This is a genomic window from Saccharicrinis aurantiacus (assembly GCF_947489045.1).
In the GTDB taxonomy this organism is placed as follows: Bacteria; Bacteroidota; Bacteroidia; order Bacteroidales; family Marinilabiliaceae; genus Saccharicrinis; species Saccharicrinis aurantiacus.
Genome location: NZ_CANLCN010000011.1, coordinates 185,560 through 200,990 on the forward strand (window position 1 = coordinate 185,560; position 15,431 = coordinate 200,990).

The 15,431-nt window shown below is 36.2% G+C and carries 9 protein-coding genes; 2 read left to right on the forward strand and 7 right to left on the reverse strand.

Translation table 11 applies throughout. The annotated features are described in order from the left end of the window. Nucleotides 1-39: 39 nt before the first annotated feature. The 5 genes from QMO11_RS14045 to QMO11_RS14065 all read right to left on the reverse strand — a co-directional run bounded on the left by QMO11_RS14045 (nucleotide 40) and on the right by QMO11_RS14065 (nucleotide 6,244). Nucleotides 40-561 (reverse strand): YceI family protein, encoded by a 522-nt coding sequence (locus QMO11_RS14045; protein WP_282037864.1) that lies wholly within the window; start codon nucleotides 559-561, stop codon nucleotides 40-42. An 85-nt stretch (nucleotides 562-646) separates the two neighbouring features. Continuing rightward, entirely contained in the window at nucleotides 647-1,231 is a 585-nt protein-coding gene (locus tag QMO11_RS14050; RefSeq protein WP_282037865.1) for a Crp/Fnr family transcriptional regulator, read from the reverse strand. A 135-nt stretch (nucleotides 1,232-1,366) separates the two neighbouring features. Further along, entirely contained in the window at nucleotides 1,367-2,431 is a 1,065-nt protein-coding gene (locus QMO11_RS14055; protein WP_282037866.1) for a DUF3626 domain-containing protein, read from the reverse strand. Between the two features lie 122 nt (nucleotides 2,432-2,553). Further along, the gene (gene gshAB / locus QMO11_RS14060; protein ID WP_282037867.1) at nucleotides 2,554-4,872 is read right to left on the reverse strand and encodes a bifunctional glutamate--cysteine ligase GshA/glutathione synthetase GshB; all 2,319 of its coding nucleotides are present in this window, start codon (nucleotides 4,870-4,872) and stop codon (nucleotides 2,554-2,556) included. Nucleotides 4,873-4,882: 10 nt separating this feature from the next. Continuing rightward, entirely contained in the window at nucleotides 4,883-6,244 is a 1,362-nt protein-coding gene (locus QMO11_RS14065) for an MATE family efflux transporter (protein ID WP_282037868.1), read from the reverse strand. A gap of 281 nt (nucleotides 6,245-6,525) precedes the next feature. Here QMO11_RS14065 and QMO11_RS14070 point away from each other — a divergent pair, with 281 nt between their 5' ends. Both QMO11_RS14070 and QMO11_RS14075 read left to right on the forward strand, forming a co-directional pair. Then, nucleotides 6,526-7,815, forward strand: coding sequence for a tetratricopeptide repeat protein (locus tag QMO11_RS14070; RefSeq protein WP_282037869.1), 1,290 nt, complete (start codon nucleotides 6,526-6,528; stop codon nucleotides 7,813-7,815). A gap of 489 nt (nucleotides 7,816-8,304) precedes the next feature. Then, complete coding sequence (locus QMO11_RS14075; RefSeq protein ID WP_282037870.1) at nucleotides 8,305-9,825, forward strand: tetratricopeptide repeat protein; 1,521 nt, start codon at nucleotides 8,305-8,307, stop codon at nucleotides 9,823-9,825. Between the two features lie 331 nt (nucleotides 9,826-10,156). On the opposite strand, the gene QMO11_RS14080 is transcribed toward QMO11_RS14075, so the two are convergent. Both QMO11_RS14080 and QMO11_RS14085 read right to left on the reverse strand, forming a co-directional pair. After that, nucleotides 10,157-11,785 carry a sulfatase family protein gene (locus QMO11_RS14080; RefSeq protein ID WP_282037871.1) on the reverse strand — a complete coding sequence of 543 codons (1,629 nt, stop codon included), beginning with the start codon at nucleotides 11,783-11,785 and terminating at the stop codon, nucleotides 10,157-10,159. A gap of 428 nt (nucleotides 11,786-12,213) precedes the next feature. After that, nucleotides 12,214-15,021 (reverse strand): VPS10 domain-containing protein, encoded by a 2,808-nt coding sequence (locus QMO11_RS14085; RefSeq protein WP_282037872.1) that lies wholly within the window; start codon nucleotides 15,019-15,021, stop codon nucleotides 12,214-12,216. Nucleotides 15,022-15,431: the final 410 nt, after the last annotated feature.

Sequence of the window (15,431 nt, forward strand, 5' to 3'; positions counted from 1 at the left end):
CCATGAACTGAAAGTTAATAGCAGTGCAGTTATAGTGAGTTAGAGAAGCTTACATAAAATCTCTAATTCTATTTCATCACCAACCATAAATGTACCTGTATCAGTACCTATTTCATAATCTAATCGATTAACAAGCAACTTGCCAACGAGGCTATTGTTTGAATAAGTGAAGTTTATTTCAACAGGTTTGGTAATCCCGTGCATAGTTAGGTTTCCTATGGCTTTATATGCTTTTGCTGTTTTGATAATAGAAGTTGATTTAAACCCGATTTTAGGATATTTATCAACATGAAAGAAATCTTCATTTCTCAGATGGTTATCTCGTTTTTCGTTTTCGGTGTTTACAGTGGCGGGATTAATAGATACATCAAAATTTGCATCTGAAAGGTTTTGTGCATCAAAAATAACCTTACCATCCATTCCGGTAAACATCCCTTCAACAGTCTTCCATTTCATATTGCTAACCTTAAATTTCACCAACGAACCATCACTTTTAATGGATTGTGCATTAATTAAAAATGTTATTATCAAAAAGCTTAATAGAATACTTAATCGTTTCATAGTTTCAATTTTTATTTGTATTGGCTCAAAAATAGAACCTTCTAAATTGAGAAAAATTGAACTAGTACAAGAAAATAGAGAAAAGTTATTTTTTTATGCTTTTTGCAATTATCTTACTTAAGAATTCAGCAGTAATCCCTAAATAGGAAGCTACGTGATACTGCGGTAATCTTTGAATTAGATCAGGATATCTCTCCTTAAATAGAATATAATTTTCTTCGGCAGTATTCGTTAAAATAGAAACCAAACGTTTTTGAATATTAATATATGATTTTCGGATAGAACTGTTGGGATTCGTTTTTTGCGATAAGCTCAATGAGTTCATGAGCACAGATAGATTATTCTCGCTAATTGAATAAGCTGTAGTTTTTTCAATAGCTTCTAAGTTAAAATTAGTAGGTTCAGGTGTAATCAAATCTCCAATAACTTGGTGCTCTTTGGCAAATAAGATATTAAACTCACGACCTGATTTATCAATTAAAAACAACCTCATTAAACCACTCTCAATAAAAAAGTGTTTTGTATTTGCATCACCATTCATAAATACTCGTTCTTTTCTAGTAAAGGTTTCTTTCGAGAAAGAACTTAAAATCAGCTGTTCTTCTTCTGTGGTAAATTTGCGCTGGAAATTCCTACTAAAGAGAGTTATAATATTAAATTTTTCAGGCATTTTTGGTATTTACTTAAAAATTATAGAAATGGTGAAAATACAGAATATAGTTACATAACAGACTGTTATTTATATGTAACAACTCAAATATTCTCATCGTTAGATTTATACATTGTCCATTACCCTAAATTACAATCATTTATTAGAAGTTGACATATTAATCTCAGTCCCAAACTTTACAATACAATGCCACAGATATTTCAACATTTGCAAATTATCATGCTCATTATTCATTTGCGTTGCTGCTTTACCAATTAAGAATGCATTCAACTTCCCATCAACTCCAAGCTTCTTGGCATAAGATGGAACTTCAGCTCCTCTAAAGTTATTTGGGAATTCTGAAACCTTAAGTTCACGGCCTGAATTCCAAATTAGCTCAATATCATATTTTGCACACAGAGCTTCAAATTGAATCGCCATATCTGTTCCCCAATACGAAAATTCAACTACTAAGCTATCAATATCATTGTATAATGAGATGTCTCCATGAATCTGTGCTTCTATGTAAAAATCAAGATTTTTTGACGCTCTTCTATAATCACGGGAATCCAAAGTTTGAGGAAGGAGTCTGTTCGTTAACTTCAGAAAGTCATTTACATTCGTATCTTTTTCGCCTAAGGCTGTTCCTCGTGTAAACAAATCCTTTAATATTGCTGCATTTATTAATTCAAAATTATCGATTGTTCCTAACTCTCGGGGTGATTCATAAGTATCTCCGTAGGTAAAAGTTGCTCTTTCCTTCACCTCTGGTTTTACTAAAAAATAGCACGAACCAAACCTAGGGGAAGACCCGTCTTCCGTCATTGTTAGATTGAGAGAACCATATTTTGGACGCTCTGATGGTTTTGCAAATTGATAGGCATCACTAAAAATATCTTTTTCCCAGTTATCGCGATTTCCACCACTAAATGCAGTAACACTCCCAGAAGATATATTCGTTTCAAACTGATTCTTGTATTTCCCTGATTTAAGCATTCCATCAATTACATTGAAACCCTCTGAGAATATACGGTCAGGATGAAAATGTAAGGCAATTTGTGAATACTTCTTCACATTTTTACAATATTCCTGATACACCTCTACATCAATGTTGGCTTGATGCAGAATCATTTCTATCATATCAATGTATTTATTCTTTCTCTTACTGATATATTCAGAAACGTTTTTAATTGCAATATTTTGTGGTGCTGTTAATTCCATTAAGCTTATAATCTCATTTGGATAATTCTCTTATCTAGCCAATCAATTATTTCTTCAAAATCAAATGACAGCTACAATCAGAAGCCTTTTTTTATTCAAACACGAAAGATAAAATATCCCGATTAAACCAATTCTAAAGCCTGCAATAACTTTACATTTAACTTTCTATTTTCTCCTTTAAAGGGATGACAATGAATATGAATTGCTGGATTAAAATTCATCTCAATAATAGAATAATTATCGGCAGTAGCAGGCGCTGCAATATCATCAATCATCATATCTAAACCTGTTATTTGCACATTTAAAGCTTTAGAAGCATCTACCGCAATTTGCTTGTACGAAGGGTGAATATCATCTGTAAAATCAATGCTATCACCACCTGTGCTTATATTAGAATTTTCGCGTAAGTAAACAATTTCATTGGCCTCCGGAACCGAATCGAATGCAAGGTTCTGCGACTCTAGAAACATTTCCTCGGGCTCACCCATGGCAATTTTCTCTAGCGGTGTTTTGTATCCTTTACCACGCAAGGCACTTTTATTTTTTTCTTTAACTAACTCAGCAATGGTAGCTGTTCCATCGCCTTTTACATTGGCAGGAACTCGATGCAAAATGCCCTCTACTTTATCCTTAATCACAAAAAAACGATATTCTTTACCGCTTACAAATGATTCAATAAGAACGGTTGAGTCATGCTCAAAAGCCATATGTATGGCACGTTCAAAAACGGCCTCGGTATCATTATTCTTTATAATTGTGATACCCAAACCAAAGTTAGTTGACTTCGGTTTTATAACAATTGCTTGATTTTTATAGAAACTAAAATCGTTAAGCGCCTGCAATGGACTATCATATTCTGAACCCTGCGGAACGGTTATATTAGCCGAGTGCAATACCTTCTTTGTCATTACCTTATTCTCCATTAACAGCACACTGGCATAATTATCAAGCGAAGTGCGCGTAGCCTGCATTACATACTCAGTTTTATTGGCCTTGCTCAATTTTATGAAGTTCTCAGTTCTGTCCATCACATCCACCTGAACGCCTCTAAAAATAGCTTCTCGCATTAATAATTGAGTTGAAAGCTCCATATCCTCAAGCCCATAAAAATTATAAGTTTTCTGTTTACCTAGCTCTAAATATTCCTTGGCCTTATTCAAATTCCAATCAATAAAAGTAGTTTGCTGTAACTGCTTCATCATTTTAAACGCCGGTCGCTCACTTGGATGATACACCAAGGAACCCAGAATACTAGAACTCTTCTCGTATGATTTTGGTAAAATATCGGCAGTATATTTTAATACATCGTTAAGCAACTCAGACATGGCCTCATTGATGGATTTTAATGCATCGTTATCGTCAATAATAGACACATCATTTTTCAAACTGAACGATGCAGCTTGTTCGTGATTTGCCCAGGCACGTTCTTGTACAGCTTTATCAAAAGTATTCAACTCTGGTTTTAACAAACAATACACTAAAAACTGATGTATAACCTGAACATGATCGGCATTAACACCAATCTTTTCAAAGGGATTTAGATCAAGCAAGCGCACTTCAAGATGAGTGATATCTTTATCGGCATCAGCCGATTTAATGCGAACACTCGCATAGTTTTCTTTTACATGCTTAACCACTCCCCTATCAATAACATCGTTAATACTTTTATTGTATTCGGCAATGGTATTGTAATTTAAAAACAGGTTTTGCTTATTGCGATATCCACACATGCTATTGCGCATTGAAACGGCATGAGGCAAATGATAAGCATCGGTATTGATTGGCGACAGATGCTTTACACAATCACTTACATAAGATGCATGAACTGCAGGACTATTGCTTAAAAGAGCAATTAAAAACCAGCGATATCGTTTAAAATTGCGTAAGGTTTTTAAGTATACTTGTTCTCTAAAAGCATCATAGCTAAACGATGTTTCGCCAGAATTTTTATACATATGTTCGAGCAAAGCCTCGTTGAACGAAACATTAACGTGAACCCCTGAAAGCATTTGCTTTTTACGTCCGTAATTGTCGGCTAAATAGCGACGATACTCCTCTAAATCGGCACCTTCAGCATCAAATTTAGCAATTGGTATTTCTAATTCAGAATCAGGCAATTCAGGTGGAGCACTTTGCGGCCATAAAAGCTCTTCATCTAAATGCATGCTTACTTCATCGTGCAGGGTTTCTAAAAAGCCAAGTGCTTCTGTAATACTATGCCTAACTGGGGTAATCATCTCAATCTGACTTTCGGAAAAATCAGTTGTGATGTATGGGTGCTTTAATTTATTTCCTAAAACTGCAGGGTGAGGCGTTTGAGCCAAGCGACCTTCGGGCGTAACTCTCACATTTTCTTTTTCGAAACCAAAGCCGCCTTCGAATAAACGACTGGATTTATTTTGTGCTAAAATAGCGTCGATGTTTATTACTGAATTACTCATTCTATATATATTAAACCTCCGCAATTAAGGTAGTTGTTTTTTGCGTTTTTATAATAGGTAATAGTTTAGTCTTAAGATACAAATAAATAGAGGTATTGATAAGTCCTCTGAGCACACTACTTATTAAAATAGCCATCCAAATTCCATTTACACCAAAATTTTGAGGCTGCGATAACCATAGTGCTAACGGTATCCTTATTAATATCATTACTATATTACTGCTTGCGGGTAGCTTAGTTTTTCCTATGCCGTTTATCACTCCTGTGGATATCATATCAATACACATAAAAATTTGTGATAAACCAACAATACGTAAATAATTGGCACCAATAGTAACTGTTTCCGGATCGTTAACAAACCATCGCACCATACTCTCTGGGAATAATAAAAACAATGCGGTCATTACCCCTCCGAATACAAAGGCAACTTTTATTCCGGCATTAAAGCCCTGACGAACCCTATGATACAACTTAGCCCCGAAATTTTGTCCGGTAAATGACAGTATGGCACCATTAATACCACCTATAGTCATAAAAGTCATGGATTCAATTTGAAGTCCTATTTTCTGAGCTGCTATGGCGTCGCTTCCAAAACCTGATACAATTTTCCCCATTACAATAGCTACCAAGGAAAAAATAATATACTGAGTAGAAGGCGGAAAGCCTAACTTTATCATCTTTTGAATAGGAAGAAACGATAAATTCCATGTGGAGCGTTTTCCTAAAAAGGCCAACGAACGCTTTTGCCAGTATAAGGTAGCTACCAATATTTGTGCTAGTATAGTTGCCCAGGCTGCCCCTACAACACCAAAATCTAATACAAATATAAATATTGGGTCTAGTACGATGTTTACCACTATTCCGATTGATGCAATTTTAAATGGCAACTTTGAATCGCCCCTTGCATTACTTATTCCTGAAAATAAACGACTAATAAACAAGAAAAATAACCCAACTGATGACCAACGTAAATAGCTAAATGCCATTTGCTCAGTTTGGATATTATTTAAATCGAAGAAACCTACAAAGTACTCATGTGCTATTTGTAAAATAAAAACATAAATGGCTGTTATTGAAATAACCCCTACCAATGCATTAATTGAAAGAAATTTAGCTTTGCTCTCGTCTTTTTTACCTATAGCTTGCGATACTGATATACCACAACCTACCAATACAATAGAGACCAATGCCCATCCTAAATGAAGGAAAAAACCCGAAGTACCCACTGCAGCAACCGCTTCGCTGCCCAATTTACCTACCCAAAGCATATCGGTAAAACTATAGGCTAATTGCATAAACGAAGTGCCTATTATAGGCAAAGCCAGCTGTACTATCTTTTGTATTACCCTTCCTTGGGTTAAATCTTTATCCATTAATTGTAAAATTTGACATTTCTGTCAGTACATATCTAAAAATCTAGATAAACTTTTTATTTCATTAATTATGCCAATTTCGTAAAATTACGAACAAAAAGATGTTATTGAGATGTTAAAGGTTCTAACAAACAATGCACACATTCTATAACACAAGTACTTGTGAAATGATTTAAACTAATTTAACTATTATTCAACTAAAACTTTAGTTACATTTGAAGGAGACAATAATAAACAAAGTCTATCTACCCTATTTTTGATAGGCATAAAACCTAATTCTTATGAATCTTAAAGTAACATTAGTATTTGTACTCTTCGCTTTTTTTCAATTTTCTATAATCGGACAAAGCTCATCCGGGCTATTATTAACGCAAGGGAACTTTCAGGAAGTAATCAAACAATTGGGAACTGATGAACACGGGCTTAGTAATACGCAACGCTACCATTTGGCCATAGCTTACCACAAATGTGGATACCCCGATAAAGCAATTACATGCCTGTTGAGAGATAGCGCAAGTTTAAACAAAGTACAGAAAGATTTATTGTGCAAAGCTTATTTAACAACAGGTAATTATAGTAAGGCACTTCCTATTTGTAAAAGTATTTACAAAGCAAACCCTAATGAAGTGAGCAATATCATTCGCCTTGCTGAGATTAATAATCATTATAAAAGCTACGAAGGTAATATTAAGCTTTTAAACGATTTTGTAATCAATGACTCTACAAACTATAGCGTTAATTTACTATTGGCTGAGACTTATCAGAAATCGAAAATGCACGTGGAAGCAATGGAGATCTATTCTATGATTATGGAGCAATATCCGGATAACGAAAAAATTGCCCTAAAATTAGGTCAGCTTTATTATAACCAGAAAAAGTATGTTAAGTGCCACGATTTGTGTGTGCCCTTTATCGATAAAATAGAAAATAACAAGAATTTCTTGTTGTTAGCTGGTTTGGCAAACTTCAAAAATGGATCGTACCACAATGTACTCGTTATGTTCAAACGATTAGAAGTACGCGGAGATAGTTCATTTTTAACTAAAAAGCATTTAGGTTTTACCTACTATCGTACCGATAATTATGAAAAGGCTATCGATTATTTACATTCAGCCATGGATTATAAAGATAACGACCCTGAAGTAGCCTACTTTTTAGGAGCCTCTTATGGAAAAACCAATCAAGCTCTTGAAGGCTTACAATATTTATTTTTGGCGCAGGATCTGGTAAAACCATCACCTTCATTAATGGAAAAATCACATAATAAAATTGCAGATATTTATCTCGATAATAAAAACTATGCATTTGCCATTAAACATTACCAAAACGCTTATAAATATGCCCCTAAAAATGCTCAATATTTATACCGACAAGCCACTATTTACGATTATGACCTTGAGAATAAAGGCAAGGCTATGGAATTATATGAAGCGTTTTTGACTGCCCTTCCTGATTCTTTAGATGAAGACACAAAGAAAGGAAATGAGCTATACACCTTAAAACTTAAGGAAATTGTAAACAACAGATTAATTAGTCTGAAAGAAAATGCGTTTTTTGAGAATGGAATTTAGCATCCTAAGCCCTAAAACATTTAAAAGTCACCAAGCCTATAATTAAATACACTTGGTGACTTAATTGCAAATTTAGTTACTAAGCTACTGCGTTACTCCATAGGTCTAACTAGTTACTTTGGGAGAATCTATGGTTTATGGGCATGCTTACTTTTCTACTTCCTCAAGTGTTATCTCCTTTTTCAATTACTCAAAAATATCTACTCAAGCATGTTTTACCAAGCATAATAGCTTAGCAATATTTTTACAGTAATTATTTTTCTCTTTCAAACACTTTACAACTACACTTTACACACTATCGGCCAAACAAATACGCACCTCCTCCTTTAAACAGTTATTAAATAAATCTTAGGACTTAGGCTTTAATTATCTTAATAATTAATTAAACTTGCTGTATATATTTATTTATAGTTACGCATGCACAGAAGTATACTTATTTTTAGCCTCATTTTTTGTTTTAATATTTCGAGCTTTTGCCAAAAGGAAGACTTGAACAAAATAGCCAACGAATTATACTCGGGGGCATTTGAGATGCTAAACGAAAATCCCGATTCGAGCCTTAAATTAGTAACTACGGCGCAAAAGGCTTTTGTGAGTATTAACGATACAAGTGGCTTATTAAAGTGCATGCATTTAAATGCAGATTTACTAAAAAATAAGAGCCAATATTACCAATCGTTTGATATTTTATGGGAGGCCCTTTATTTAGCCGAACAGTTTAAGGATACTAGTCTGCTTATTAAGGTTAACAACGAGTTAGGCTTAATGTATTCCATTTTTAACCAGCCTAAAGAGTCGAACGAACTTTATGAAAAATCCATAGAACTGTGTAAGCAAAGTAAAGATTATAGAAACCTATCTAGCACCTATTATTCGTACGGATTAAGAAAAAGAGACCATAATAAACTAGAGGTTGCAATGCAATATCTCGACTCGTGTGAGATAATACGCAAACAAGCCTCAGCTAGCAGAAACAATTATTTCTTAATGGTTGAGCGTGGTTCTGTTTTATTAAAAATGGGACGCATAAAGGAAGCTGAAAAACTGTTGCTAAAAGCATATAAACACTTTGAAAATAACGACAATAACTTTTTAGCCATTATTAATAAATACCTAGGCGATTTATCATTGGCAAAAAATGAACCTTCAAAGGCCATACAATATTACTTAAACGCTCTGTCTAAAATTGAGAAATTTAAAACGCACAATGATCACCGCATATATATTCTCGAAAACCTATCGTTGGCCTATATACAAACCAACCAGGCTAAACTGGCCTATAAATATTTAAAAGCAGGCAAAGCCGAGGCCGATAGTTTGTTTAATATAAAGAACAGTGCTTCGGGTAAGCTTTTTCAACTCAAGAATGGATACAATGAAAAGATACGAGTTCAGAACGAGGCTTTGAAAACTCAGAATACCATGCTTGAAAAAGAGAAGCAATCTAATACGAAGCTTCAGTTTTCGTTACTAATAGTTATTCTGCTGGCGTTTATTGTAATACTAATTATTAAGAGCAGTTACCAAAAGAAAAAGCATGCCCACCAAAAAGAGCAAGGCGAACTAAAAGCAGCTGTTGAAAGAGAAAGAGCCGATGCCATAAAAGAGTTTAAAGACAAAGAAATTACCTCATACACCCTTCAGTTGATTGACAAGGAAACGCATATTAATACACTGATTGATTTTATAAAAGACAAGGTGAAAGACAGTGCTGAAAAACGCACCTTACTAAAACAGGTAAAAACCGAGGATGACCTTTGGGAGGAGTTTAACAAACGTTTTGTGGAAGTACACAACGAGTTCTATGATAATTTAACCGCTCAGTTCCCCAAATTGAGTCCTACTGAATTAAAGCATTGCGCATTAATAAAACTAAACTTCTCGAGCAAGGAGATGTCGCGCTTGCTGAATATTTCGCTCAACAGCACACATATTTCGAGGCATAGAATACGTAAAAAATTAGGATTAAGCCGAGAGGATAATTTGGAACACTTTATTGCAGGAATCTAATTATTTAGCCAATTGAAGGTGTGTTTGATTTAAAATACCAGCCAGCTAGAACTATATTATTGGTATTGTGGTGTGCGTTAGTGATTGTAGTGGATACCCCACAGCGCAGCGAGGAGTATGAACGAAAAGCACGACCCGAGTAAATTTATGCTTTCAGAGTTGTTTTAACATACCCAGGGTAACGCCCTAATTTTAAAAATTATCTTTTTGGTTTAAGATATAAGCCTTGAATTTTGGGCTTGTTAGTTAATTAAAGCATATGTAATCCTAAAAAAAAAGCCCCAAATCTGTTATCGGATTTGGGGCCTGTTTTTATGCGGACTATTAGAGTTTAATCATTCCAATGTGCGTCAATAATTTGTTGTATGGCGGGGTAATTGCCATCTTCCTCGTTTATGGATGCACGCATATCTTTTAATTGAGTTTTAAGATCGGCAATAACATCCTTAAAGGTTTCATTGCCATAAAGGTTATTCATCTCATGCGGATCGTTTGCTAAATCGTAAAACTCCCATGCTGGGATGGTTTCAAAATCGGACATTGATTCGGGGTTATGTGCCCACTTTTGTGCAGCGGTATTACGCGCTTTATAATCTCGCCCATAAAAGAAAATCAGTTTGTATTGCTTGGTTCTAATTCCGAAGTGAGCTGGGTTGTTGTGCTTGTGGGCCATGTGCATCCAATATCTATAATAGGTGGCCTGCTTCCAAGCTTCGGGTTCTTTGCCTGATAACAATATCTCCTTAAAGCTATCGCCTTGCATATACTCTGGTGTTTCACCTCCGGCTAAATCGATAATAGTTGGTGCAAAATCAACATTATTAATGATGGCATCGGTGCTGGTTCCGGCTTTAATTTTTTCGGGATAGCGCACCAAAAATGGCATTCGCATTGATTCTTCGTACATCCATCGTTTATCAATATAATCGTGCTCACCCAACATAAAACCTTGATCGCCGGTATAAATAATAATGGTATTATCCATTAAATCATTTTCCTCTAAATACTGAAATAAGCGACTTACATTATCATCAACACCCTTAACACATCGTAAATAACGTTTTAAATACTCTTGATATGCCAGGTGTTTATACTCGGGATCGGGAATAGTTGGGTCAATTTCCATGTGCATGCCCATGTTTCTAATCACATTTCGATGCCCTATTGATGAACCTATGGTATCTATCCAACAATCGTTAATTCCTCTGGTAGCAAGCGATCCATTATTTTTATTATCCCACATACTTTCGGGTTCGGGAATAAAAGTATCCTCTAGATAACTATTGTAACGATCGGCATATTCAAAAAAATCGTGAGGCGCTTTAAAATGATGCATCAAGAAAAACGGTTTTGATTTATCACGCTTATTCTTTAACCAATCTATAGATAAATTGGTTATTACATCAGATGAGTGCCCTTCGTATTTTGTAGCATATACATCACGCACCAAATCCTCTTCGAAACGAATGGTAGAAAGCGAATTGCCTGTGCGGGCGTATAAGGTAGGGTTATGGTAATCGCCCTGACCCGGAAGTACGTTGTAATAATCAAATGCTTCGGGGGCTTCCTTAAGGTGCCATTTGCCAACCATAGCAGTTTCGTAGCCTAACTTTTTTAGTTCTTTGGGCAGATATTGCTTATCGGCTCCTATTCTTCCGCTCAAATCCATTACACCATTGGTTTGGCTGTACTGCCCGGTTAAAATGCTTGCCCGCGATGGCGTACAAATGGCATTTGTGCAAAAGGCATTTTGAAACAGTATCCCCTCCTTTGCAATGCGATCAATGGTTGGTGTTGGGTTTAATTCTGCCAGGCGCATTTTATAAGCACCAATGGCTTGGGCGCAATGATCATCAGACATAATGTAGATGATATTGGGCTTTGTAATACTTGCTTTTTTAGTTGTACACGATACTGTAAGTAACAGCATTAGAACAACTACAATAGATAAATTTTTCATAGACTATGCTTGATATTTAAATTATACTGATTTATCTGTATCTAACTTTATCTTAATTTAATCAATGTTGTATTAAATAATATTACGTATTGGGCTGTTTGCCCAAACCTGCCTGCCGGCAGACCCAACTTCATTTCTTGCCTTGAAGCAAGAAACGGAAGCAAAAAAATTCAAGGCTGCTTTACAAAAATCTTTCTTATTTAGCTGTAGCTTAAGTGCGGCTGGCGGATCTAAGAGCAAAGCTCTCAGCTAGCCAGTCTTACTAAAGCTCCAACTAAAACAAAAGCCTTTTGTAAAGAGGCCAGCCCAACAAGGCGCTTAAATACAAACTGGCGAAAAGAAACATTCCGAAAACAAAACATTTGTTAATAGTTTAGGCTTGAATTTATAAATTATTTAAGACGCTATTGTAATATAATCATAAAGGCTTAGTTTCGTTTAACGGTAACCATTGCATAGTCAGCATATCTGCCATCTTTAGTTGTGGCCCATATTTTTACTAATCCGTTTGACACAGCAGTTACTTCTCCTTTTTTATTCACCTTGGCTACAGCAGTATTTTCTGATTTCCATACTAGCTTTTCGCCCTTAAATTTATCTTGAATAATAGAGGCTTTTAATTGCAATTGATCTCCTTTGTTTAACTCAACACCATCGGTACTCATATCTACAACCTTAATTTGATCGCCACCTTCAATTTCTCCTCTATAAAAACCGCAACCTAAAGTGGCCAACCACATTTTACTAGGTTCAAAAATATCGAATTTCACATCTTCAATTTGATGCGGTGTGCCTAAACCTTTATTGGCTTTCACCCAAGTTTGGCCTCTATCTCGACTAATGTAAAGTCCTGGATTTGGCGACATAAACCGTGTTGTTATGGCAATTAAATTATTATCGAAGGGGCAAATATCGATACACTCGGTAGGTGCATGCTCAAATATTTGCGTCCAGTTTTTACCAAAATCGTCAGAATACCACACGCCAGCACCTCCGCCTCGGTATCCCGTGGTTATGTACATACGGTTGGTATGATCAAATTTTACAAACTGAACCCCCTCAACGGCAGCTGGTGTATTTACTTTCTTCCAGCTTTCGCCTCTATTTGTTGAGTGATACAATCCTCCTTCGGATAATGGAAGGTGATAGCTGTGTATATTCTTTTCGGCAGCTATAAACAATGATTTCATGCTATTATCGCGCGGGTCGAACTGTACATCATTAATACGAGCTGGCGATGGTAAGCCCTTGTTGCTTTGTGTAAAGGTTTTGCCACCATCTTCTGAACGAAAGAATCCGCCTTTTTTGCCGTTGGGTTCCTTTACAATTTTGGTGATTCCAAAATACATATACTCTGGATTAATTGGGTCGATGGCCAAGCCGTTTGTATAATAATCATCTAACCATTTATTAGTTGCCGGTGTAGCGGTTCCATGCTTTGCCCAATGCTCTCCCCTATCGCTACTTTTAAACATATACTGCTTGTCTTCCTGGCGGTTTGAAGTATTATAAACCTCATCAACATTGTAGGGGTCGTAAACAATATTACTAACTGTTGGCTGACTGCTTTCGATATATCGGGCAGCAATACGATCATTAGGACTATCGTCAGACGGAATCCAAACATAATGCTCTCCTGAACCTAACAAAGTGGTTTCTTTTCTTTTATCCTGAGCAATTACTAAACCTGGTAGGTTACTATTTCCGTTACCCACAATGGCACCAGAAGGCGTGTAAACCTCATCCATCTGTTGCCATGTTTTTCCGTGATCTTTACTCAACATCGAACTATGATCTGATACAATCATAACGGCTCCATCAACACCCACATCTAGTGCACGCATCGATCGTAAAGGATAATCCTTTTTAAAGCGCATGTGCGGAGACTGATGACCCACTTTCATATTGGTATGCCAAGGATTACCACGCTCTTCCCAATAGGCCTTGTCTTTTTCCCATGTTTCTTCGTACAAACGCGCCGTACTAATCCACTTTTCGCCATCGTTGGTAGTTACCCATAGTCGACCAGGAGTGATGGATTGCTTGGTTTGCGGATCGGTGAATCCTATATATACTGCACCTTCTCTGCTTGGATCGGCACTTATCATGTTAAAATTTTGAAGCGCAGCTTTGGGTAACTCAGGATATTTTGTTTTAGCTTCTTGTTTTTTAATTCCGAACCAATGCGCAATGTATTGGTAGTAATTAGCAGGCACACCTCCTGTTAATCTATTGATATCTAAACCCAAATTGCCAGTTATATTTACCCATGATTTTCCGGCATCATCTGACTTGAAAATACCGCCGCTACACTTGGTAGTTTTACCATCGGCAAAATATTGCGTTTGATCAATAGCATATATTGTGAACTTGCCTGTTTGCTTGTTATAATAGGCATCCATATCCATAATAATGTTATTATCAAACTGGTTTTTGCCTACCTGCTTCCAGCTTTTACCACCGTTGCTTGAGCGATACATACCAAAGTTTGATGCTGCAAATACTTCTTTTGAGTTATTCGGATTTACAATAATTCGGCCTACTTGCGCTTTTTGGTGGATACCATTGTTCACCAACTGCCAGCTTTTACCTCCATCGGCAGTACGCCACAGTTTTCCTTCGTTTAGTTCTTTTCTTCCATGCGGATTTTCGGCAGTTACATGTTTGTATATCGACATCCACATTTGTCCGCGTACATTCTGACCTCCGCCAACAAACCATACATTTGGGTTATTAGGATCGATAGCCAATGAACCTACTTTTTTACGCCAGGCATCTTTATCAGTACCATCAACATCCTTTTTATACCACGGGCAATTGGGTACTACACTCCAATTTTTGCCACCATTGGTGGTTCGGAACAACTCTGAGGTACCAATGGCTAAACCAAAATCGGGGTTCTTTGGCGAATAATAAATATCGCGCAAGTGGTAAAAAGATCCATCTCCATCGTAATCTTTAATACTATACCAATTTTTGCCATAATCGTCCGATTGGTAGGCATTCCACATATCAGGCACCTGAACAATTTTACCAGGTATGGTTGGATGAAAACGCAATAAATTGGCATATCCGGCATTACCGGGGCCCACTTGTTCCCATGTTAAGATATGATCAGATTCTACACGTTCTGTATTGAGTTTCTTTTGAAACTGCGCACTCAAACTTGAGAATTGTAAAAGCGCCATTGCCACTAGCAAAAATGCCTTTTGCTTTAGTTGATTCTTATTAACCATTTTGTAAATATTATAGCGGACAGTGTTAAATAATTACATACTGTAGCCGGTTTTTTATTTTTATTTATGATGATGCAATATGTAAAAAGAACCGTACTACGAAGAGATGATATTGTGCTAGATGTAGGAGGTAATTTAAATAGCTGACAAATTGAAACTCTATAGGGTGGATAAAAACCTTGATGGAGGTGGATAAATGGAAAGCTTTTATTGTTACTAATGATTTACAGCTCGCCTTGAGATTGCTTCCTGCGCACCAAGGACACAATACCATATAGCAATGATGTACTTTTTGCACCTCGTCATTCCGAGCCACCACCCAAAAAAAATGGGCATAATGAATTGATGACAGGGTGAAAATAATTTACCTTAGTTATTCAATCTACACAGTTGTAGCCGACCTCTCGTAT

Bases quoted from the DNA above. Each gene is read 5' to 3' on its own strand.
- QMO11_RS14080 (WP_282037871.1), bottom strand. From the start codon at position 11,785: ATGAAAAATTTATCTATTGTAGTTGTTCTAATGCTGTTACTTACAGTA.
- QMO11_RS14065 (WP_282037868.1), bottom strand. From the start codon at position 6,244: ATGGATAAAGATTTAACCCAAGGAAGGGTAATACAAAAGATAGTACAG.
- QMO11_RS14055 (WP_282037866.1), bottom strand. From the start codon at position 2,431: ATGGAATTAACAGCACCACAAAATATTGCAATTAAAAACGTTTCTGAA.
- QMO11_RS14050 (WP_282037865.1), bottom strand. From the start codon at position 1,231: ATGCCTGAAAAATTTAATATTATAACTCTCTTTAGTAGGAATTTCCAG.
- QMO11_RS14070 (WP_282037869.1), top strand. From the start codon at position 6,526: ATGAATCTTAAAGTAACATTAGTATTTGTACTCTTCGCTTTTTTTCAA.
- gshAB (WP_282037867.1), bottom strand. From the start codon at position 4,872: ATGAGTAATTCAGTAATAAACATCGACGCTATTTTAGCACAAAATAAA.
- QMO11_RS14045 (WP_282037864.1), bottom strand. From the start codon at position 561: ATGAAACGATTAAGTATTCTATTAAGCTTTTTGATAATAACATTTTTA.
- QMO11_RS14085 (WP_282037872.1), bottom strand. From the start codon at position 15,021: ATGGTTAATAAGAATCAACTAAAGCAAAAGGCATTTTTGCTAGTGGCA.